Source organism: Acinetobacter sp. MB5 (genome assembly GCF_003261585.1).
In the GTDB taxonomy this organism is placed as follows: domain Bacteria; phylum Pseudomonadota; class Gammaproteobacteria; order Pseudomonadales; family Moraxellaceae; genus Acinetobacter.
In genome coordinates, this window is record NZ_POVU01000020.1 from 21950 (window position 1) to 42317 (window position 20368).

The window sequence follows — 20368 nt, forward strand, 5'->3', positions numbered from 1 at the left end:
CCAAGGTGGATACTGAACATTGAATTAATGATGTTCGTCAGATGATGAACTCTCTGCTGTCGATGTCATCGGGTTGGACTGATTGGCTTGTAAACTTGGCGTATGATCGAAGAAATTCCATGGTTTCAACAAGACATTCACCCATTCGGTCGGCATCATCGGCCATTCTTCCGCACGCGCTACATGCGTTGTTCCTGTGGTTATCCAGACCACCAAATCTTGGTTATTAATATTGTCATTGTTTTTGACAAACTGTCCAAGCCCTGTGTCATGGTCAGAACGGTTTGGATACGCCCCTTCAGGATACAGCTCATTTGGATTGTATTTGGTCACCCAAATCTGCTTATCCATAAAACTTAAGCGTTTAAACAACCACTCATCTTTCGAGAAGTTCGCACCTTTGGCAACTGGATGCGTCCCACCTGCATAAGGCATGATCTGGTAAGACACAGGGTTGCCCATCGCATTTTCTTTACTGTAGTTACTAATCAGGCGAATGGTACTTGGGTCAAACTTCTCCGCGGCATCTTGTTCTTTACTAACAGTACTGGTCTCTAGCTCCATGGCACTTTTACGCAATCCTTTGCTATTTTTCACCACCACAGGATTCATACGTGTCAGGGTGTTATTGGTGCCGTCCACATCCATATCTAAACGGAAGTTATAGATATGTTGATGGGTTGTTCCCACAATATTGTGATCAATCAATGTCCCATGAACAGTATCGGCTTTGGCTGTTGCATCGTGCATGGTCCGTGATTTCACACCTTTCACCGCCTCAATGCCTGTCGCGCCAGCATTAATCCCAATCGTGCCATTTTCTGACAGTACCCAGTCAAACATATAATCATAGTTACCCACGGTACTGACCCAACGCACCACCAGTTCTCGGCGTGCCACGCTGACATTTGGCTGTCCCATTTCCTGATGCTTATAGTCAGGCCCAGAATAGCGCTCAAAGATCGCAAAGGCATTTGGAATCGTGACAGGGTTGCCCTGATAATCGGCAATCACGGCATCAAACATCACCGCATTTTCAGGGACATCAGTCCCACGGTGTAATGATGAAGTCAGCGTTCCCATACCGTATTCACCCGAATCGAGATAGGATTTGAAATACCAGCCCATGTCAGGATCACCATAAGGCACCACCATACCACCTAGGTTGCCCTCGTACATGATTTTGCGTTTAACGCCTTTATCTTTATAAGTCAGCGTCGATAACTGAATCCCGACACGTGAGTCCAGTCCAACATGGAAGCACCAGTTACCCCAATGTACATATTGTCCTGTGACGGTAAAGTTTTTGCCTTCAGGCTCAGTGATACGTAATGGCTTTTTGGCAACCACTGCCTTGTCACGACCATCATATGGACGCGCTGCCATTGGAATCGGGATTAAATCACCATCTTCAATTTTAATAATTTTTTTCTTGTCAAGATCGACCACGGCCACCAAGTTTTCAATTGGATGTGCCCAGTAGTTGCCATCGCCAGTATCTAAATACGATACGACTTTGAGCAGATTCAGCTCTTTACTTAAACCATCTTCACCACCAAAATAGCCCACGGTCAGCGGCGTTGCCACCACTTTACTGATGTCAGTCACACCGCGTTTTTTCAGTGCTGCCGCATATTCAGGACTTTCCTTAATCACTTGCTGCACCAGTTCGAAATTATCGAGTAGCACCATACCGTGAGTATTTTTAAGAATGTTCCATTGGGTGACTTTCTGGGTTTTTAGATCCACCACACCTTCAATGATGTTGTTATTTTCAAGTAAGGAAAATACCGCCTGACGATCACCCGTATACGCCTGATGGTTCAAGACACTATTCCACACCACGTTTTTATCGGGTTCTTTGAGTGCCAAACGACTAAAACGCAAGGCTTTAGGTGCACGTGCATCGGCTTTAATAATGGCTGTCACTGAACGAATTTCATCAGCTGATAAGGTATTTAACGGATGTGGGACACTTTCGACCTGAAAGGTTTGATCGAGTTTCGACTGGAAAATTTCATTGGCGAGTTCGTCAGATGCCATCGCCTGTCCATTTTTAATGATGACAGGCACACTAATTTTCAGCGGTTTGCCATTGACCAAAATAGTGTTGCTGTTCGGTTTAATCCGAACATAAGTTGAATTTTTGGTCACGGTATACACATTAGCATACTGATCTTGTTCAACATGTGCCCCAACGGCTTGCATCGCTTGAGCCAAAGGCAACATTTTAGCAGCCTGCCCGTGTGCCAAGGCATGTTGGGTCAGCAATGCCATCGACAAACCCATACCCAGCATTTTGAGCTGACCCATTCCTTTGAATCCCATCTTCCCTTTACTCCATTTCATCTGATTTCCCCAAAAGATCGTCCTGATATTGAGTAAACTTAAATTTAGACTGGAGAAAAGACATCATCCAAAAGAATGATTTTAATCGAGCGATAAGAACTGACTCATCATTTGCTGGCGACTATTCACTTGCATTTTCTGGAAAATATGCTGCACATGGGTTTTTACTGTTGGCACACACAGACAAACATTGTATTGGCAATCGCCTGATTGCTCTTCCCTAAGAATTTTCTGATTTTATAAGTGATTTAGGCCGTGTTTTCGCATGACAACCCTTGCCCAAATAAATTCTAAAAAAGTTCAATTCATTCGTAAAATAAACCATGAAATTGAGCTAACTAATTAACAAGTAAGTGTTTAATCCGACGATTTGTGCGTAACGTTTCAGACGGCGATTCAGCAAACAGGCGCTTATAATCTGATGCAAATTGCGAAAGATGCCAGAATCCAAAATTCATTGCGACATCACTAATTGAAAGCACTTCTTCGGCCTGTGCAAGAATTTTTCTCACTGTATTTAAGCGTAAATATTTCAAAAATAATGCAGGACTAATTCCCGTCACTTGTTCAAAGCAATTTTGGAGTGTTCTTCTTGAGGTATGCGTCAGGGCACATAATTCTTCAACGGATAATGATTGTTCCTGTGAGTTTTCAACTGCATCCAAAGCAAGTCTCACAACCTGATTGGCCTTTTTTGTTGAAATTCGAAAATCATTGGGATATTGATCCAGACCATTGATGTAGTCCGTAATAATTTGAAGTATCTCAGATTTAACCTGTATTCGTGCAGCTTTGGTCGCGACTAATAATGGCTGATTAAGCAATGTCGAAAAAAGTGAACATAATTTTGGATGTAATTGATTGATGACACTCGCATCTGCAAGAATTTTAGAAGAATGTTGCAACATTTCAGAGTACTGTTCCTGCAAGAGTTCTAAAGGCATACTCAGTGCAAAAAAGGTGCAATCTTGTGGCGTGTGCAACATGATTTCTTCACCAGGAATAATCGAGAGAATTTCCTTATTTTTAATTTCCTTGCCCCGCCACACCGCAGCTTTATCCAGATGAGGAAATAAACCTAGGCTAATACAGGAGGGTTTGGCTGAACCTTTTTGGAAAATAGAAGGGGAAAAACTTTCTTTATATAACTGAATTCCCTCAAAACTGAGTTCATTTAGTGAACTGATAAATTTTCCAGACGTAATCTGATTGTAAGATAAATCCCAATCTTTCAGCAGCATCGTATGATAGGACGCCTCCTGAATATTGGATGCCGTATGAAAATTTGCCCATTCGTTATTTGACATTTTAACTCACAATCAGACAATAACTTGATATAGATCAAGCAAAATACATACCAAAAACAAATCAAAAATTTATTAATAAATCACTGATTTTAAATTCAAAAAAAAGCCACCTTTTCAAATTTTGATCGGATGGCTGAGGGGGAAAGTTTTTATTAAAGGTCAGAAGAAAATATCTGTTTTTAATGAATATTATGGATGGTTAGATAAATTCTATCATTTGCCCTAAAGTCGTATAACGCTGTGGATTTTTGCGTTTTAAATATTGAACCGTGATGATGGCAATCACAAAACACAGCACAATTAACCAAGGCAACAATACAATCACAGAAGAAGACGAACCGCTGAGAACCTGAAGGTTTTTCAATACATTCCATAAAATATACATCATGCCAACCGTTGCCAGTAATGGCGCAATCAGTCTGCTCCATAAAGAGACTGGCAAGTGTTTATTGTTATAAAAGAAACGGATAGCTGCGATAGAAACGCCAATTTGTAAGGTCAATACCGTCATGCTGCCAAGCACAGATGACCAAGCAAATACATCTGTCATGGGATCAAGGTGCAACATACCAAAAACAACCAGCATGCCCATCATAAATATGCCCTGCACAATACTGGCAATATATGGGGTTTGATGTACAGGATGAGTTTTCGCGATTTTAGACCAAATCAATTGATCACGAGCCATCGTAAACAAATAACGAGACAGCGAATTATGGAAAGCTTGAGATGCAGCAAATAAACTGGTCACCAACAAAATAGACATTAACTGCACAGCCCAGCCACCCAACATTTGTTTCGCGATATTAAAAACAAATGAATTAGGATCAGCTGCTGCTATCTTCGCAATATTGTTGGCACCGAGAAATTCAACAAAAGCCCATGAGCTAAAGGCAAAGAATACCGTAATCAAAGTTACTGCAATAAAAGTTGCACGGGGAATGGTCACTTGTGGGTTTTTACATTCTTCGGAATAAATCGCTGTTGCTTCAAAACCAATAAATGAGCAAATGGCGAAAACCATGGAAATACCGAAATTGCCACTCAAAAAGGTCGATGGTGCAAAAGAACTAAACTCAAATGTATGTTGCACCAGCATGACATGCCCATCAAGCAACAGTACCACACCAATTTCACAAGCCATTAATAAGCCTAAAATTTTCCCACCAATTTCGACTTTGGCAACGCCCAGTAATACCACCACAACTTGCATTAAGATGGCATACATCCACCAAGTCAGGGGAACATTCAAGTGAAAAGACTGTACCAGTTGTTCTGTAAAGAGACCAAACATTGAGCTGATCGCCAGTTGCATACAGGTATAACCCAGCAAAGCCAAATTCAGCCCAGACAATCCACAGGTAATTCCAAGACCTTGAATAATATAGGCATAAAATGCACCTGAGTTAATCACATATCGGCTCATGGCAACAAAGCCAAAACTAAACAGAATCAACAATATGCCAGCGAGTAAAAAAACACCTGGCACGCCAGCCCCATTTCCAACAAAAAAGGCAACGGGTAATGCACCGACAACACCTGTTAAAGGCGATGCCGCAGCGATAACAAAGAAAACGATAGATAAAAGTCCAAGACTTCCCTTTTTGAGCTGATTCTCAGTTGACATTTTAATACTTCCAGAAAGGATCTTGAATTTCAGTCTAGATATCAAAACCGCAAGCTGTTATCAAAATTAGGCAAAAATCAAACCGAATAAAAGAAGTCTCAGAGTCCCATAAAGATTTGCCGTTTTTTGATAGTCAAGCCCGATGAATCAGAATAAAAGAATAAGCATGACTGACTGATCTACACCGATAAGATTCCTTTCTTAGCTCATCTTATCCAGTATTCCCAATTCCACATTTACACACGTTATAGGTCGATCCATGAAAAACTATTTCCATATCCCTTTAATATGTAGCCCATTATTGCTCACAGGGACTTTGGCACACGCAGATATCTCACTGTATAAAGATGATAGTACTGAGGTGAATGCCAATGTGAATCTTGCTCTTGCTGCTTTTCACAGTGATCGTGGATATATTCCAGGCCAAGAAAATAAAAAATATGACTGGCAAGAAGGATATATCCAATACGGTTTAGGCCTTTCTCACAAAACAGAAAATGCTGGAACAATCTATGCAAAAGCAAATCTGGTCAGCGCTGCGACATGGGGAGATGGTGATGCAGGTGGATATACAGATGGATCCGAATCTGCAACAAAGGTTGAAGATGCATATATTGGCTGGAAATCGGGCAATTTATTTCCGCTTTTAGGCGATGACGGCCTAGATATTTCGTTTGGACAACAAAGTCTTTGCCTTGGCGATGGTTTTTTAATTTGCTCAGATGCGCCGAATTTAGGAAATGCACCCGCTTATCCTCAGCAATATCATCGCAATAGCGGAGGAACCTATTATCTTGCCGCACACCGTGATTTTAAAGATACAGGTATTATTAAGTTCGGCCAAAACCTGCCTGTTTATGGCAGCATCTTCACGTTTAAATCCAATAATGCGATTCAAATGTATGCTCGTTTTACAGGAGCAAATGTCGGGTATCACAACAAAAACAATAGCCTAGAATTAACCTATCTACACAACAATTCAGTTGATCGTAGCTTGGCCGATCCAGACATTCTGGGAGCAAATGCTTTCCGTGAGAACATGAATGTCTATAGTCTACGCGGTACAACAGATTTGAATCTGAAAAACACCAGTTTTGCATTTGAATATGCTTATCAGGACAAGAAAAATGGCGATACCGCCAGTGCAGGCTATATAAAATCGCAATATGACTTTGCTGATCTAAAATGGAAACCGTCTATTTCTGCAAGATACTCCAGATTCTCTAAAAATTGGGACAATTTATTTATTGGTGCATCACAATATGGCACATGGTTTCAGGGTGAAGTTGCCTATAATTATTCTGGCCCATTCAACAATAATACCCAAATCTTTAATTTAGGCTTTAGTGTTTCTCCAGCAGAAAACCTGACCTTGGGTGTCTTAGCTTATAAATTTGATACCTTAAATAAAACCGATACGATTAATTTCTCTGGCAAAGAACTCGATCTTTACGGGGTGTGGAATATTAAGAAAAATCTGATGCTCTCCCCTGTCCTTGCATTTTATAAACCGAAATACAGTGACTTAGATGGTGGTTTTCAAAATGGCAATAACCACCTCAATGTTTATTCAGCTCTAGTCCTTACAGCCAACTTTTAAAGATTTATCCCAGTCATTCAAGTCTTGATCCAACCTTATATTGAACAACAATCTAAGGTTGATTTTGGCTTTTCAGCCCGCTGTTTATCACACAATCTCTCTAGACATTTTGGAATATAAATATGAAATACAATCAATGGGTTTCATTTGTCGACCATTTTGTTTTTTCAATCAGTAAAGCCGTTCCATTTACACGGTTCTTTGCCTATGAAGTGACTCCCGATGCTCAGCAAATCTATGCCTACCATTCAAGAAATCTGAGTGAACATGCCATCGAAGATTATCTACAAAACATGTATGAATACGATCCTGTTTATATCAAGAACAATTCAGTGCACAGCATGGAAATGGCACATTTACTGAAAAATGAAATTCCAGACCCATATCAGGATTTTTTACACAGCAATAAAGTCATTGATAATATTGAGTTATTCTTTAAAGAAGAACAGGGTTCTATCCGAGGAATTAGCCTGATTCGCTCACTAGATGAAGGACATTTTAGCGATCAAGAAATCACGATTCTGGACAGCTGTTATTCTCTCGCCAAGTTTCAAATGAAATCAGTCGAAAATCATGATGAACCAGCTTCATCGCAGTGCTTGGTCAATGACTTGACCAATAAAGAACGGAAAGTGCTGGACTTGGTTTTAAAAGGTAAAAAAAATCAAGATATTGCGAATGAAATGTTTATTAGTCTGGCAACAGTGAAAACTCACATTCAGCATATTTTCCAAAAAATGATGGTCACTAACCGTCAAGAATTAATCTTAAAAACCTTTTGTTCATGAGCTTCATGCCATCCATTCAATACAGCTTCCCCAAAAGTATTGAATGAGCCGTAGCTCATTCATTTCACATTAAAAACGATTAAATCGGTATGGATGTGGATCAACAATTGGTTGATGCCCCATCACAAGATCTGCTGCAAGCTGACCCGCCGCAGGTGATGTTCCAAATCCATGCCCAGAAAAACCTGTAGCAAGTGTCAATCCTGGAATTGAATCAACAGTATCAATCACAGGATTTGAGTCTGGTGTCACATCAATCACACCTGCCCAGCTATTGGCAATCTCCGCAGAGGAAAAACTCGGCCAAGCCGCTTTCAAGTTTGCCAGTGCTTCATTATTTAATGACTGGTTTGCAACAGGATCCATAATCCGAATTTTTTCAAATGGAGAAGTATTGTGCTCAGACCAGCGGCGGGATAAACCCAGATCATTCAAGCCATATTTACTCAATAATGAAATACGTAGAAAATCCCGTTGTCCTTTAAGCTGTTGTAAATAGCGTGTTCCAATCAATAAATGATCTAGGGTTAAAGGCGCGTCCAAAGCACCACGCTGGGTAATGATAAAACCGCCATCTTTGTGTTTACGGAATGAAAAATCTGGTGCACCAACTGCAATATCAGTTGGGCCTTGCATCGGTTTAGTTCGTAGTACTGAACATATCAATGGTAGCGTTGGTAAAGTAATGCCGAGATTGCCCAAAAAACGTCTAGACCATAACCCACCAGCCAACAACACCTGATCACAACGAATTTCACCTTTCTCTGACACAACACCACTAACTTTACCTGCAGTTAAACTCAATGTTCGCACCGCACAGTCTTCAACGATAATTGCCCCTTTCGCCATTGCTGCTTTTGCAATTGCACTAGATGCCAAGGTCGGTTCAGCACGACCATCTGAAGGTGTATAAATACCGCCCTGCCATTTTCCTTGACCTGTTGGAACAAGCTGGTCAATTTCTCTGGCAGATAATAAACGTGAATCTAAAGGCAAATGATCAACTGATTTTAACCAGTTTTCATACATCCCCATTTGCATCTCATTGCGTGCAACAAACATGATGCCAGCTTGACGATAACCGACATCGGTGCCTACACGCTCTGCCATACCTGCCCATAACTGGTCAGATGCCCGTGCCAATGGAATATCTTCAGCCAAACGACTGGTTTTACGCACCCACCCCAAGTTCCGAGAGGATTGTTCTGCCGCAATCTTGCCTTTTTCAAGCACGACAACAGGAACTCCCCGTTCAGCCAGTGTAAGTGCAGCCGTTAAACCAACAATTCCACCGCCAATAATCACAACGGTTGTTGATGAAGGAAATGATGCTGATGTTTGTATTGGAGATATCGTTGGTCGCATGGCTGAATCCTCTTTTAAACTCGTTATTTACAAAATATCAATCGGTTCAAAACATCAGACTGCGACTGTAATCTCTTCAACTTCGGCTTGTGCAGCCCCACGATATGCTGTGACTTCCAATTCAACTTTGTACACAGTCGAACCGAGTGGTGGGCATGTCACTGTTGTGGCAGGATTAATCCCTCGAAATTTTTCGCCAACAATTCCCATCACAGTTTCAGTATCAGCAGGATCTTGGATAAAAACTCGCGAAAATACGACATCTGCCAGACTAGACTGCACGGCAGCAAGTGCTTTCTCAATATTGGCAAATACCTGTAAGGTTTGTTCTTTTACATCCTCTGGAATTTGCTTGGTTTCTGGGTTTCGACCTGCCGTATTTGATACAAAAATCCAGTTATCTAACGCAACAATACGTGAATAACTGCCTTTCTCCTCAAATTTTGAACCCGTTTTTACTTTGATTAGCTTGGTCATGGAATTACCTATTTTGAAAATATGGAACAATAAGAAAGTGGTTGACGAGAAGGGCCATGCCTTCTCGCATGCGGAATTAACGTAAAGTTGGGATGTCCCAAAGATTTAATTTGACCCCAATACCTTGTTTAACGGCATTGCGATAGACCACCGTTCCCCAAGCCACATCTTCAACAGGCATACCACCAACAGACATCATGATAATTTCCTCATCATTTAAACGTCCTGGTGCTTCACCTGAAACAATTTTGCCCAAATCTTCTAATTCTTCATGAGCCATTTTCCCCTCTGCAACCATATCGAGGAATTTAACGCCAATTAATGGAATATGGACATGCGCAGGCTTTGGCACTTCCTCAAACCATGCTTCATACATGCCTGGATTATCTAGAACCTTACGGACATGTTTTTGCTTCATGTCATCATCAATATTGCAATATGCAGGCATTGCCAAATATGCACCTGGTTTAACCCATTCATATTTCACTAAAGGATATAAATCTGGATTACCTGTTTCTCCAGAATTACAGTAGGTAACGATGTCAGAATCACGAACAACGTCTTCAATAGAGTCAACAATTTGAATATTTTTAATTTGAGGGTGTTCTTTTGACAACCAATCAATAAAGTCATTGATACTGCTGGTACTACGACCTTTAATTTTAATCGTATCAAGCTCTGGGCACACCGCAACAAAAGCCGAAACTGACGTTTTACCCATCACACCTGGACCAACCAAACCAATCACTTTGGCATCTTTACGCGCTAAATGACGGGCGCCAACACCCGGAATTGCACCAGTACGATAAGCAGATAATAAGTTTGCAGACATATAAGCCATCGGTGCGCCAGTATCTGCATCGTTTAAGGTAAACATCAAAATGGAACGAGGGAGTCCTTTCTGACGGTTCTCAATATTTGAGCCGTACCATTTCACCCCTGCGGTTTGAAAATTCCCACCCAGATAAGCAGGCATGGCCATAAAGCGACGATCTGCTGTTGGTTTCGGCATTGTCGGAAATGGTGAAGTTTCAGGAAAAGTCACCATTGCGCCATGCGAGTCACTGTTTGGACCTGCCATACGATAGTCGCCTTTATAAAGCAGACCAAACATCTCTTCCATCGTATCGACACAGGCAGGCATATTGGTCACACCTGCTTGAATCATGTCCTGTTCAGATAAGTAGATAAAATCAATTTGAGTATCGAATTCCATGTGAATTTTGCCTTTATGTTTAAATGCATCATGGATTCAGACTATGAGAAGGCAGCTTAAAAAAAATCACTCCAAAGTATGATTTTTAAAAACGTCTGTGAAGTTTCATTCAGCAAGAATCTGATTGGCTTGTATCCGATACACACCCAAACCCTGCATCGCCGCCCATGCCTGCTGTAATGAACCATTTAAATCAATCGCTGCCGTGGCATCTTCTATGACATAGGTTTTAAAACCCAGTTTCACGGCATCCATTGCTGTCCATGCCACACAGAAATCTGTTGCAATTCCAACCACATAAACTTTTTCAATCCCTGACTCTCTCAAATAGCCTGCCAAACCAGTCGTGGTTTTCTGGTCTGCTTCTAAAAAAGCCGAGTAACTGTCAATTTCAGCATGCCAGCCTTTACGGATAATGAGCTGTGCATGTGGAATATTTAAGTCAGGATGCAGCTCTGCATCATGTGTTCCCTGTACACAGTGACTTGGCCACAGCACTTGTGTTCCATAATCGAGCTGAATGGTTTCAAAGGGTTGCTTGCCCGCATGATTTTCAGCAAAGGAAATATGGTTGGCAGGATGCCAGTCCTGAGTCAGCACCACATGCTGGAATTTTTCAGCCAACTGATTGACCAGTGGAATGATCTGATCACTGTTTGCGACAGCCAAATGCCCGCCTGGGGTAAAGCCATTTTGAATATCGACCACAATCAGGGCGCTATGTTGCAGATCCATTTTTATTTTCCTCCAAATATGAGCTTGCCGAGATTTCAAGCAGTGCTTTACAAAACAAAACCTGCATGACATGGTTTAAGCCAATCTTTTTGTTAAATTTATCAACACTGAGAATTTACTCTTGAACTGATTAAAAAATGTCTCAAAAGTTTTCTCAAGCTTTAACGAAAGTATATTGTTCTTCATACCATGTTCAGTCATAATTTGACTAAGCAACATTCAACGTTGCCGCAAAATTTCGTTGAATTTCCCGCTTAAATTCAAAAAATCAGTAACCATCCTTTTTAAAATTGCATGGATGGTCAAATAGGATATTTTTTCAAAATGACTCAGCAAGCTCAGAATATTCAAGGCTCAATTGTCGCACTTGTCACCCCTATGTTTGAAGATGGCAGCGTAGATTGGAAGAACCTTGAAAAGCTCGTTGAGTGGCACGTCGAACAAGGTACTAATGCAATTGTTGCAGTCGGCACTACAGGTGAACCATCAACCCTAAGTATGTCTGAACACACACAAGTGATTAAAGAAGTCATTCGTGTGGTGAACAAACGCATCCCTGTTATTGCTGGTACTGGTGCAAACTCAACTCATGAAGCCATTGAACTGACCAAAGATGCGCAAGCCCTCGGTGCAGATGCCGCACTTTTGGTGACACCTTATTACAACAAGCCTACACAGGAAGGTTTATACCAACACTTCAAAGCGATTGCTGAAACTGTTGATTTACCAATTATTGTGTACAACGTTCCTGGACGTACAGGCGTCGACATGCAGAATGAAACTGTACTTCGTCTTGCCGATATTCCAAATATCATTGCGGTGAAAGATGCGACTGGCGATACGGCGCGTGGTAAAGCACTGATCGATGCATTAAAAGGTCGTATGTCAGTTTTCTCAGGTGACGATGAAACAGCTGCCGAACTGATCCGTCTTGGCGCAAATGGTAATATTTCTGTGACTGCCAATGTTGTACCAAAACTCATGAGCGAGCTTTGTGCAGCAGCATTACAAGGCAATCAAGACCTTGCAAATCAGATCAACAATAAGATTGCAAATTTAAACAATATTTTATTTTGCGAATCGAACCCAATTCCTGTGAAATGGGCATTACATGAAATGGGGAAAATTGGTTCAGGAATTCGCCTACCTCTCACCCCTCTTGCAGAACAATATCGTGCACCATTGCGTGATGCGTTAAAAGACGTCGGTATTATTTAAAGAGCAGAAGATTATGCAGTTACGTTTAGGTTTAACCCTTGCACTTTCAGTTTTAAGTTTGGCTGGTTGTAGTACCTTGGGTAATATGCTCAGTATTAACAATGGTTCTTTAAACTATAAAAAGTCAACCGATCAAATCGAACCCTTAAAATATCCTGAAGGTTCAACGGCTCGATCTGCAACACCACTGTATCCTGCACCGATTATTGATCCAGTGGCATTACAGCATGCGCCTGATTTTGAAAATCAAAAAGGCAATCGTTTTGTGATGCCACGCCCAGGTGAGGTCGTTCCAAACCGCACTTTGGCTGAAGCTCAGAATAATTATCCAAAACCAGTGGTTTTAGTTGACGGAAACCAAAATCCGTTACTGAAAGTTACGGGTAAATCTGATACAATTTGGGCGTACACGCTTGCAACACTAAGCAGTCTAAATTACAGCGTGATTAGCCAAAGTCAAACACGGTATGAAGCGACCATCAAGATCGATGATCATACCTATGTCTTAAAGCTTTCCGCTGTTGGTAAAACCAATACCCTCGTTTTATTTAATCCTGATAACAGTTTTGCTGATCAGGCTAAAGCGAAAGCATTGTTAGACCAGATTTCTCAAAATTGGCCAGCCTAGTTACCCTAGGTATATTTTTGAAAACAGGTTCATCCCATGTTAAAACAAACCTTGCTCTATACAGGTAAAGCAAAATCTGTTTATGAAACAGATAGTCCAGACCACTTGATTTTAGTCTTTCGTGACGATGCTTCGGCGTTCAACGGCGAAAAAATCGCGCAACTAGATCGTAAAGGCAAGGTGAACAACCGTTTTAACGCCTTTATTATGGAAAAACTGGCTGCTGCTGGTATTGAAACCCATTTTGAGAAATTGCTTACTCCAACAGAAGTGTTGGTGAAAAAGCTAAAAATGATTCCTGTAGAGTGCGTGATTCGTAACTATGCAGCAGGTTCTTTATGCCGTCGCTTGGGCATTGAAGAAGGTAAAGAGTTAACTCCTCCTACTTTCGAATTGTTCTTTAAAGATGACGCGCTTGGCGACCCAATGGTCAACGAATCTCAAGCGATTGCTTTAGGTTGGGCAACTGCTGAACAACTTGAAAGCATGAAAGAACTGACTTACAAAGTAAATGACGTTCTTAAAGCTTTGTTTGATCAAGGTGATATGCTTTTGGTTGACTTCAAACTTGAGTTTGGTGTGTTCCATGACCGTATCGTACTTGGTGATGAATTCTCTCCAGACGGTTGCCGTTTGTGGGACAAAGAAACGAAGAAAAAACTCGACAAAGACCGTTTCCGTCAAGGTTTAGGCGGTGTTGTTGAAGCTTATGAAGAAGTTGCAGCACGCTTAGGCATTAACTTAGAAGACATCTAAGTTTAAACTGCAAAAAAACCGAGTCTTGTGGCTCGGTTTTTTATTATTCATATAAAATAATTTTAATTTTCAAAATCCTATTACTTCTACACCACAATATTTTTTAATTTATAAGCTAAGCAATGAAAAACAATTTTTTTAAATCCCTCTGCCTAGGTCTCATGCCTTTCATTTGCCTGACAGGCTGTCAAACCGTTTCCAAAGCCACGCATAAAGTCGGAAATATGATTGGACTCAGTCAAGAAGACGTTCCGCAAGCCAACAAAAAAGGCGTGGTTGATGTCAGTGATAGTAATATCAGCCAGTTAGAGCAGCTCACTGAAAACCTGCCAAATGATCAATGGTCTTATATTGAGAATAAAAAACAGGACATTTATAACCTGAAAAATAAGACCAAAACAGGCGATGTTCTCTCGCTTAAACTGAACTGTAATGTTGCAAATCAAAAGCCAACGTTCTCCATTGAGAATAGTGATGGCCAAGTCGTTCTCAAAGCCTATGATGAACAGGCAGGACAAATCCAGTTTCTGCTCGACAATAAAAACTACGGCAATATTTTTGGATTAGGTCAGGCAAAACAACTGGCTGCCTTTAAAACTCAAGTCACACAGGCCAAAGTCATCAAAATCTATAATAAGGGCAAACTTTACAGCTTTAACAATCACAAAGCCGAACTGCTGAGTAAGCCTGTGTCCTGTAGAACCAATTCATCTTTAAGATAATAAAAATGAAATGCCAAGTGAGCTTGGCAATCTCGTTTATTGTTGCTGCTGTTCTTGCTGCCAGCGACGCTGTTGTAAACGCTCACCTTCCACCTCTCGCTTATTGCGAGCTGACTCATACAACTTTGTGCCTTTGAGTTCTGGTGGCAGATAATCCTGCATGACAAAATGCTCTGGATAATCATGTGGGTAGAGATAATCCACACCATAACCCTGTTGTTTCATCAGCTTGGTCGGTGCATTGCGTAAATGTAGTGGGACAGACAGGTTTGCAGTTTTCTCTGCCAATTCCATGGCTCGGTTAATCGCCAAGTAGGTACTGTTACTTTTAGCACTGGTCGCCAAATATACCGCACATTGTCCCAAAATAATGCGGGCTTCAGGCATCCCTATCACCTGCACAGAGCGGAAACACTCCCCTGCCAGTAACAACGCATTTGGGTTAGAGTTACCAATATCTTCCGAAGCTGCAATCAGCATACGGCGTGCAATAAATAGAGGGTCTTCCCCGCCTTTGAGCATACGTGCCATCCAGTACAAAGCTGCATCTGGGTCACTACCACGAATCGATTTAATGAATGCTGAAACCAGATCATAATGCTGCTCGCCTGACTTGTCATAGCGTGCAATATTTTGCTGAGCGACACGCACCACCAGTGCATTATTGACATGATTATCTTGCTCTGGTTCAAAGGTACTGGCAATTAAATCCAGTAAATTAAGTGCCTTACGTGCATCACCTGCTGCAAATTGAATTAGCGCATCAAATTCATCAATATAAATCTGACGATCTTTTAAGAAACGATCTTGCTGTAGTGCCTTATTTAATAAACTTTCAATCGCTTCATTCGACAAGGCATTTAAGCTATAGACCTGACAGCGTGAAAGCAAAGCACTATTCACCTCAAAAGACGGATTTTCTGTGGTCGCGCCGATTAAGGTGATTTTGCCTTTTTCGACTGCGCCCAATAATGCATCTTGCTGAGATTTATTAAACCGATGAATTTCATCAATAAAAACCACGGGTATCAGTAAGTCACCACTTTCCGCGATCACTTCACGTAGCTCTTTGACCCCAGTATTCAGTGCCGACAAGCTGATAAAAGGACGATCCACTGCTTGCGCCAAAAGTAAGGCAATTGTGGTTTTTCCAACACCAGGTGGCCCCCAAAAAATAATTGAAGGTAAATGCCCCTGATCAATCATCTGCCGCAAGGGCGCACCATCTCCCAGCAAATGTTCTTGCCCAATAATTTCAGACAGATCACGTGGACGCAAACGCTCGGGTAATGGAATTTGGCTCTCTGACATATGGTTTCAGTTCATTGTTTTGGCTTTGCTATAGTCTACAAGATTGAAATACCCATTCAATAGCGTTGTTCGATGATTACATTGAGCAAGGAGGCAGGAAAAACTTCGCCATGTCTTAAGTCGGGATACACTACCAGTTTGACATCCGCCCCTTTACGATGCAGTAGCCGCACAATCTCACGATTTTGATCAATTAATTGATGAATCTGCTTGTCTTGGTCATCAGCCACAACAGGAGTTTGAACATCGCCTTCAATCATTGATAAACAGCTGAGCCTGTCTGGGTAATATTGGCAGATAAAGGTTGAATATTTGGACGGGCAATCGCAACCGTGCTGGTTAAACTGAACAAGCAGCCCAATAAGATGCCACTCGCTCGGTAGGAAAATTTCATCATGATAAATCTATAAAAAATGTTTTCTTACTAAGAATCATTCTTTTGGCTTTTTAGAATTCTATAGCTTTCGACCTAGGGCTGCTGAGCTAATGCATTTAAGTCATTCTGTGCATCTTGATCGCCATTTTCAGCCGCTTTCGCAAACCATTTCATGGCTTGTTTTTTATCCATCGCAACACCTTTGCCATCACGGTATAACGTGCCTAGATTATATTGTGCAGTTGAGTTGTCGAGATTTGCCGCTTTTTGATAATAATCAAAGGCTTTTTTAAAACTTTGCTGAACGCCACGCCCATAAAAATACATCACGCCCAGATTGTTTAAAGCTTCACACTGGCCACGCTTTTCGGCTTGACTATACCAAAAAAACGCTTGGTTATAATTCGGTGGATCTTGTTCAATTTCATACATATAGCCAAGGTTATACATACCATCGGCTGAGCCAAGCATGGCGGCTTGATTGTAGTACGCAAAGGCTCTTTTTGAGCTTTGCTCAACACCTTGACCTTGGTCATACATTACTCCAAGGCTATAGGCAGCATCGTCATTATTTTGTTGAGCTGCTTTTTCATACCAAATCCGTGCCTGATGAAAGTCCTGTTCAGTTTCATCATCACCGTAATAATATAAATCACCGATTTTATACTGCGCTTCAGCATCACCATTTTGAGCAAGGCTCATAAGCTGAGCATCACTCAAATCATTGAGATTTTCAGCTGCAATTGCAGGGGTAATGAGCAAGCTTCCAAGAACACAAGAAAATATTATCTTTTTAATTTTATTCATAAAAATCCCGTTCTAAAATAATTACTCTGCGTTATTGTTCATTCATTCTAAGTCAGTTTTTCATCAAAATGAAAAACTGGCATAGTTTACTGCAATTTCAGCAAGGCTGCATTCTCACCATCTTCAATCACCCACAGATCACCTGTTGGCGTTTGCAGTAAGCCACGAATTCTCTGCCCCATTTCAATTCGTTCCAGTTCCTTAATCGGTTTCTGCTGAAGATCCACCACAATAATCGACTCTGAGGATAAACCGCCAATTAGGGCTTTACCCGTCCATTGTGGAATGCGTTTTCCTTGGTAAATAATTAAACTTGAAGGAGAAATCACAGGTGTCCAGCTCAGTACAGGGGCTTGAAATTCAGGTCGGGTACGATGCCGTGGAATTTTAATTCCTGAATAATGATCACCATTGGATACCAAAGGATAACCATAGTTCCGACCTTTATAGATTTGATTCAGTTCATCGCCCCCTTTAGGGCCCATCTCCACTTCCCAAAGCTGACCCTGACTGTCAAAAGCCATCCCGAGAGGATTACGATGCCCCCAAGACCAAAGCTGGGCGGCAACACCCCCTTTCGCATATAACGGATTATCGGTAGGGACGGAACCATCCGCATTCAGACGCAAAATTTTTCCTAAATGACTATGTAAATCTTGGGCAGGGCTAAACTGCTGGCGTTCTCCCGAACTGATCCAGAGTTTTCCATCTCGGTCAAACAGTACCCGATAGGCAAAATGCCCATTCCCTCGAACTTTGGGTTGCTGTGTCCAGATTCTTGTTCGATTAACTAAACGTGGTTGTGTAGGATGTGAAAGATCCAGTTCAGCACGATCAACGGCTGCCCCTGTCCCCTCGCTCGATGCTTCTACATAACTAAAATATATCCAGTGATTCTGTTTAAAGTTTGGATGTAACACGATATCACCCAAACCACCTTGCCCAGCATCAACCACTGGCGGCACGCCAGCGACACTAAAAACCTGCTGGGTGACAGGATCAAAAAGTTTGATAACCCCTGCTTTTTCAGTCACCAGCAACCGACCATCGGGCAATGCTGCCAGTGCCCAAGGCGAATTAAAATGACTGACTTTCTGAAAATGCAGCAATGCAAATTTTGAACTGGACTCTTCATCAGGTCGATTAAAATATTCTGCAATACTTTTTAAATCGCTGAAATCTGATGAACTACAGGCACTCAGCCAACTCACTGACATGAATAACAAAAGATGTTTAAATCTTTGCATAAATACATCCTTTAACAACCACTTTCATGCATCTTGAGATGAATGATTTTTTTATCTTTTTCGTCTTAATCAGCATCCAGCTGATGTAGGGTTTTGACAATATTGCAATCCTGAATACTGGCTTGCGAATTACAACTTTGACGTAATTGTTGTAACTGCTGACTAAATTTCTGCAATTGTTGAATCTTATCTTGAATATGTTGCAAATGACTTTCCACCAAAGCATCCACGACGGCGCAATTGTCCTGTGGATGATGCATCAATACATTCATTTCTTCAATTTCTTTTAATGACATGCCCAACTCTCGGCAATGTCGGATAAAAATAAGTTGTTGTAATGCCTGATCATCGTAATAACGGTAGTTGTTATTGGCTCGCTGCGGTGCATTCAGCAACTGCTTTTTTTCATAAAATCGGATGGTGTCTGTTGAAAGTTTCGATTTTTTTGCCAATTCACCAATCGTAAAAAACATATTCACCTCACTTGACCTTAGAGTTACTCCAAGCTTTTAAATCAGTGTATGTAGATTAATCAGGATTTTCAAATGGCAGGCTGTCAATGTGAACATCACAGCTCAAAACATGAGATGTCGAAAAAATTTCGCAATGCATTGTGGATTGCACTCATACTGAATTTAAGCTTATTTATCATCGAAGTTGTGGTCGGTGTGCAAGCAGGTTCGACTGCACTTTGGGCGGATTCACTCGACTTTGCGGGTGATGCATTTAATTATGCCATTTCAATTATGGCACTCGGCATGAGTCTGTATTGGCGTGCCAGTATCGCACTGGTCAAAGGCTACACCATGGTGTGCTTTGCGATTTTGGTTTTGGTCAAAGTCATCTGGGCATACTGGTCTGGCGTACAACCTGAAGCCTTAACCATGGGTTTAATCGGGTTTCTGGCCTTAGCAGCCAATGTGGTCAGTGCTCTTGTACTCTACACGTTCCGCGATGGGGATGCCAACATGACCTCCGTGTGGTTATGCAGCCGCAATGATGCAATTGGTAATATTGCCGTCATTTTGGCTGCAATCGGTGTGTTTGGTACACACAGTAGCATTCCAGATTTATTGGTTGCTGCCGTTATTGCCAGTTTGGGCTTTAGTTCAGGTTATCACGTGATTCAAAAATCAAGAGCTGAGCGTCAAGCCAACAAATCTCAGCACTTAGCGTAATGCACCAATGTAATGATGTGGAACTTCTTCTTTAAGTACGGGCGTTGGCAGATCGTCAAGAGCAGGGCTTGAAGCACCCACAGGGGCAACAAATTTAACGTTTGCCACCTGAGTTGCGACGGTTCCACCTGACAGTATCGCATCTAAACGGGATCCCAAACGGTGTAATTCTGCATCGCCTGTTGTAAGGGCAAGTTTAACCACTTCTTGAGCATATTCCAGATTATGTTCCAAATACACCACATCAATTACACGTCCTGCAATACGTCTTAAACGCACATATAACTGAGTGGCGATGTCAAAGATCTCTTTTTCAACTTTCTTATCTTTGCTCAACATGGTCTTCATACTTTTCTCCAAGTTGTGGTTCAAGTCAGCCTTGAACCAGTTTTTTATGCAATACGGAAGCGTTTAAGGAACATGCTCACCGTGTTGCGCTAAATCCAAACCGATTTGTTCTTGTTCCGCATCGACACGTAAACCAATCACTTTATTAATCACAAATAAAATAATGACCGAGACGATTGCGCTATATAAAAATGTCGTGACTGCACCAATCACTTGAACCAGTAAACTGGCATCTAATCCTGAAATATTTTTTTGAGCAAAAACGCCCGTTAAGATTGCACCCACAATCCCACCCACCCCATGAATCCCAAAA

Annotated in this window: 22 protein-coding genes and 1 pseudogene; 7 read left to right on the forward strand and 16 right to left on the reverse strand. The window is 41.4% G+C overall.

Features of this window, described 5'->3' with window-relative positions:
* Positions 1-24 precede the first annotated feature (24 nt).
* From tynA to C1A47_RS15305, 4 genes are all read right to left on the reverse strand, one after another.
* Positions 25-2328, reverse strand: a complete 2304-nt coding sequence (tynA, locus tag C1A47_RS15290; protein ID WP_111895889.1) for a primary-amine oxidase — start codon at positions 2326-2328, stop codon at positions 25-27.
* 102 nt (positions 2329-2430) lie between these two features.
* The gene (locus C1A47_RS15295) at positions 2431-2526 is read right to left on the reverse strand and encodes a LuxR C-terminal-related transcriptional regulator (RefSeq protein ID WP_162625965.1); all 96 of its coding nucleotides are present in this window, start codon (positions 2524-2526) and stop codon (positions 2431-2433) included.
* A 161-nt stretch (positions 2527-2687) separates the two neighbouring features.
* Positions 2688-3656 (reverse strand): helix-turn-helix domain-containing protein, encoded by a 969-nt coding sequence (locus tag C1A47_RS15300; protein WP_111895891.1) that lies wholly within the window; start codon positions 3654-3656, stop codon positions 2688-2690.
* Between the two features lie 199 nt (positions 3657-3855).
* Positions 3856-5283 carry an APC family permease gene (locus C1A47_RS15305; RefSeq protein WP_111895892.1) on the reverse strand — a complete coding sequence of 476 codons (1428 nt, stop codon included), beginning with the start codon at positions 5281-5283 and terminating at the stop codon, positions 3856-3858.
* A gap of 259 nt (positions 5284-5542) precedes the next feature.
* On the opposite strand from C1A47_RS15305, the gene C1A47_RS15310 reads away from it, so the two are divergent.
* Both C1A47_RS15310 and C1A47_RS15315 read left to right on the forward strand, forming a co-directional pair.
* Positions 5543-6883 carry a hypothetical protein gene (locus C1A47_RS15310; RefSeq protein ID WP_227539800.1) on the forward strand — a complete coding sequence of 447 codons (1341 nt, stop codon included), beginning with the start codon at positions 5543-5545 and terminating at the stop codon, positions 6881-6883.
* 122 nt (positions 6884-7005) lie between these two features.
* On the forward strand, positions 7006-7671 hold the full coding sequence (locus C1A47_RS15315; RefSeq protein ID WP_111895893.1) for a response regulator transcription factor: 666 nt from the start codon (positions 7006-7008) through the stop codon (positions 7669-7671).
* Positions 7672-7740: 69 nt separating this feature from the next.
* On the opposite strand, the gene C1A47_RS15320 is transcribed toward C1A47_RS15315, so the two are convergent.
* From C1A47_RS15320 to pncA, 4 genes are all read right to left on the reverse strand, one after another.
* The gene (locus C1A47_RS15320; protein ID WP_111895894.1) at positions 7741-9036 is read right to left on the reverse strand and encodes an NAD(P)/FAD-dependent oxidoreductase; all 1296 of its coding nucleotides are present in this window, start codon (positions 9034-9036) and stop codon (positions 7741-7743) included.
* 54 nt (positions 9037-9090) lie between these two features.
* On the reverse strand, positions 9091-9513 hold the full coding sequence (locus tag C1A47_RS15325; RefSeq protein WP_111895895.1) for a RidA family protein: 423 nt from the start codon (positions 9511-9513) through the stop codon (positions 9091-9093).
* A 76-nt stretch (positions 9514-9589) separates the two neighbouring features.
* Positions 9590-10729, reverse strand: coding sequence for a tyramine oxidase subunit B (locus tag C1A47_RS15330; RefSeq protein ID WP_111895896.1), 1140 nt, complete (start codon positions 10727-10729; stop codon positions 9590-9592).
* Positions 10730-10834: 105 nt separating this feature from the next.
* Positions 10835-11464, reverse strand: a complete 630-nt coding sequence (pncA, locus tag C1A47_RS15335) for a bifunctional nicotinamidase/pyrazinamidase (RefSeq protein ID WP_162625966.1) — start codon at positions 11462-11464, stop codon at positions 10835-10837.
* 324 nt (positions 11465-11788) lie between these two features.
* Here pncA and dapA point away from each other — a divergent pair, with 324 nt between their 5' ends.
* The 4 genes from dapA to C1A47_RS15355 all read left to right on the forward strand — a co-directional run bounded on the left by dapA (position 11789) and on the right by C1A47_RS15355 (position 14788).
* Complete coding sequence (gene dapA, locus C1A47_RS15340) at positions 11789-12682, forward strand: 4-hydroxy-tetrahydrodipicolinate synthase (protein ID WP_111895897.1); 894 nt, start codon at positions 11789-11791, stop codon at positions 12680-12682.
* A 13-nt stretch (positions 12683-12695) separates the two neighbouring features.
* Positions 12696-13310 carry a lipoprotein-34 precursor (NlpB) gene (locus tag C1A47_RS15345; RefSeq protein WP_111895898.1) on the forward strand — a complete coding sequence of 205 codons (615 nt, stop codon included), beginning with the start codon at positions 12696-12698 and terminating at the stop codon, positions 13308-13310.
* A 36-nt stretch (positions 13311-13346) separates the two neighbouring features.
* The gene (gene purC / locus C1A47_RS15350; protein ID WP_111895899.1) at positions 13347-14066 is read left to right on the forward strand and encodes a phosphoribosylaminoimidazolesuccinocarboxamide synthase; all 720 of its coding nucleotides are present in this window, start codon (positions 13347-13349) and stop codon (positions 14064-14066) included.
* Between the two features lie 161 nt (positions 14067-14227).
* Complete coding sequence (locus C1A47_RS15355) at positions 14228-14788, forward strand: hypothetical protein (protein ID WP_111895900.1); 561 nt, start codon at positions 14228-14230, stop codon at positions 14786-14788.
* A 36-nt stretch (positions 14789-14824) separates the two neighbouring features.
* On the opposite strand, the gene C1A47_RS15360 is transcribed toward C1A47_RS15355, so the two are convergent.
* The 6 genes from C1A47_RS15360 to C1A47_RS15380 all read right to left on the reverse strand — a co-directional run bounded on the left by C1A47_RS15360 (position 14825) and on the right by C1A47_RS15380 (position 19002).
* On the reverse strand, positions 14825-16099 hold the full coding sequence (locus C1A47_RS15360; protein WP_111895901.1) for a replication-associated recombination protein A: 1275 nt from the start codon (positions 16097-16099) through the stop codon (positions 14825-14827).
* Positions 16100-16155: 56 nt separating this feature from the next.
* A complete protein-coding gene (locus C1A47_RS15365; RefSeq protein ID WP_111895902.1) occupies positions 16156-16359 on the reverse strand; it encodes a hypothetical protein in 204 nt (67 codons plus the stop codon).
* A complete protein-coding gene (locus tag C1A47_RS17695; RefSeq protein ID WP_162625967.1) occupies positions 16356-16496 on the reverse strand; it encodes a hypothetical protein in 141 nt (46 codons plus the stop codon). Before C1A47_RS17695 ends, C1A47_RS15365 begins: the two co-directional genes overlap by 4 nt.
* Positions 16497-16568: 72 nt before the next feature.
* Positions 16569-17282 (reverse strand): tetratricopeptide repeat protein, encoded by a 714-nt coding sequence (locus C1A47_RS15370; protein ID WP_111895903.1) that lies wholly within the window; start codon positions 17280-17282, stop codon positions 16569-16571.
* Positions 17283-17368: 86 nt separating this feature from the next.
* Positions 17369-18529 carry a PQQ-dependent sugar dehydrogenase gene (locus C1A47_RS15375; RefSeq protein ID WP_111895904.1) on the reverse strand — a complete coding sequence of 387 codons (1161 nt, stop codon included), beginning with the start codon at positions 18527-18529 and terminating at the stop codon, positions 17369-17371.
* Between the two features lie 65 nt (positions 18530-18594).
* A complete protein-coding gene (locus tag C1A47_RS15380; protein WP_111895905.1) occupies positions 18595-19002 on the reverse strand; it encodes a MerR family transcriptional regulator in 408 nt (135 codons plus the stop codon).
* Positions 19003-19074: 72 nt separating this feature from the next.
* Between C1A47_RS15380 and C1A47_RS15385 the strand changes: the two genes are divergently transcribed.
* A complete protein-coding gene (locus C1A47_RS15385) occupies positions 19075-19707 on the forward strand; it encodes a cation transporter (protein WP_111895906.1) in 633 nt (210 codons plus the stop codon).
* Here the strand turns inward: C1A47_RS15385 and C1A47_RS15390 are convergent.
* The gene (locus C1A47_RS15390) at positions 19699-20055 is read right to left on the reverse strand and encodes a hypothetical protein (protein ID WP_111895907.1); all 357 of its coding nucleotides are present in this window, start codon (positions 20053-20055) and stop codon (positions 19699-19701) included. The genes C1A47_RS15385 and C1A47_RS15390 overlap by 9 nt on opposite strands.
* Before the next feature lie 63 nt (positions 20056-20118).
* Positions 20119-20368 (reverse strand): annotated as a pseudogene (locus C1A47_RS15395) (ammonium transporter); the annotation flags it as partial.

Bases quoted from the DNA above. Each gene is read 5' to 3' on its own strand.
- tynA (WP_111895889.1), bottom strand. From the start codon at position 2,328: ATGGGATTCAAAGGAATGGGTCAGCTCAAAATGCTGGGTATGGGTTTG.
- C1A47_RS15300 (WP_111895891.1), bottom strand. From the start codon at position 3,656: ATGTCAAATAACGAATGGGCAAATTTTCATACGGCATCCAATATTCAG.
- C1A47_RS15305 (WP_111895892.1), bottom strand. From the start codon at position 5,283: ATGTCAACTGAGAATCAGCTCAAAAAGGGAAGTCTTGGACTTTTATCT.
- C1A47_RS15310 (WP_227539800.1), top strand. From the start codon at position 5,543: ATGAAAAACTATTTCCATATCCCTTTAATATGTAGCCCATTATTGCTC.
- C1A47_RS15315 (WP_111895893.1), top strand. From the start codon at position 7,006: ATGAAATACAATCAATGGGTTTCATTTGTCGACCATTTTGTTTTTTCA.
- C1A47_RS15320 (WP_111895894.1), bottom strand. From the start codon at position 9,036: ATGCGACCAACGATATCTCCAATACAAACATCAGCATCATTTCCTTCA.
- C1A47_RS15325 (WP_111895895.1), bottom strand. From the start codon at position 9,513: ATGACCAAGCTAATCAAAGTAAAAACGGGTTCAAAATTTGAGGAGAAA.
- C1A47_RS15330 (WP_111895896.1), bottom strand. From the start codon at position 10,729: ATGGAATTCGATACTCAAATTGATTTTATCTACTTATCTGAACAGGAC.
- pncA (WP_162625966.1), bottom strand. From the start codon at position 11,464: ATGGATCTGCAACATAGCGCCCTGATTGTGGTCGATATTCAAAATGGC.
- dapA (WP_111895897.1), top strand. From the start codon at position 11,789: ATGACTCAGCAAGCTCAGAATATTCAAGGCTCAATTGTCGCACTTGTC.
- C1A47_RS15345 (WP_111895898.1), top strand. From the start codon at position 12,696: ATGCAGTTACGTTTAGGTTTAACCCTTGCACTTTCAGTTTTAAGTTTG.
- purC (WP_111895899.1), top strand. From the start codon at position 13,347: ATGTTAAAACAAACCTTGCTCTATACAGGTAAAGCAAAATCTGTTTAT.
- C1A47_RS15355 (WP_111895900.1), top strand. From the start codon at position 14,228: ATGCCTTTCATTTGCCTGACAGGCTGTCAAACCGTTTCCAAAGCCACG.
- C1A47_RS15360 (WP_111895901.1), bottom strand. From the start codon at position 16,099: ATGTCAGAGAGCCAAATTCCATTACCCGAGCGTTTGCGTCCACGTGAT.
- C1A47_RS15365 (WP_111895902.1), bottom strand. From the start codon at position 16,359: ATGATTGAAGGCGATGTTCAAACTCCTGTTGTGGCTGATGACCAAGAC.
- C1A47_RS17695 (WP_162625967.1), bottom strand. From the start codon at position 16,496: ATGATGAAATTTTCCTACCGAGCGAGTGGCATCTTATTGGGCTGCTTG.
- C1A47_RS15370 (WP_111895903.1), bottom strand. From the start codon at position 17,282: ATGAATAAAATTAAAAAGATAATATTTTCTTGTGTTCTTGGAAGCTTG.
- C1A47_RS15375 (WP_111895904.1), bottom strand. From the start codon at position 18,529: ATGCAAAGATTTAAACATCTTTTGTTATTCATGTCAGTGAGTTGGCTG.
- C1A47_RS15380 (WP_111895905.1), bottom strand. From the start codon at position 19,002: ATGTTTTTTACGATTGGTGAATTGGCAAAAAAATCGAAACTTTCAACA.
- C1A47_RS15385 (WP_111895906.1), top strand. From the start codon at position 19,075: ATGGCAGGCTGTCAATGTGAACATCACAGCTCAAAACATGAGATGTCG.
- C1A47_RS15390 (WP_111895907.1), bottom strand. From the start codon at position 20,055: ATGAAGACCATGTTGAGCAAAGATAAGAAAGTTGAAAAAGAGATCTTT.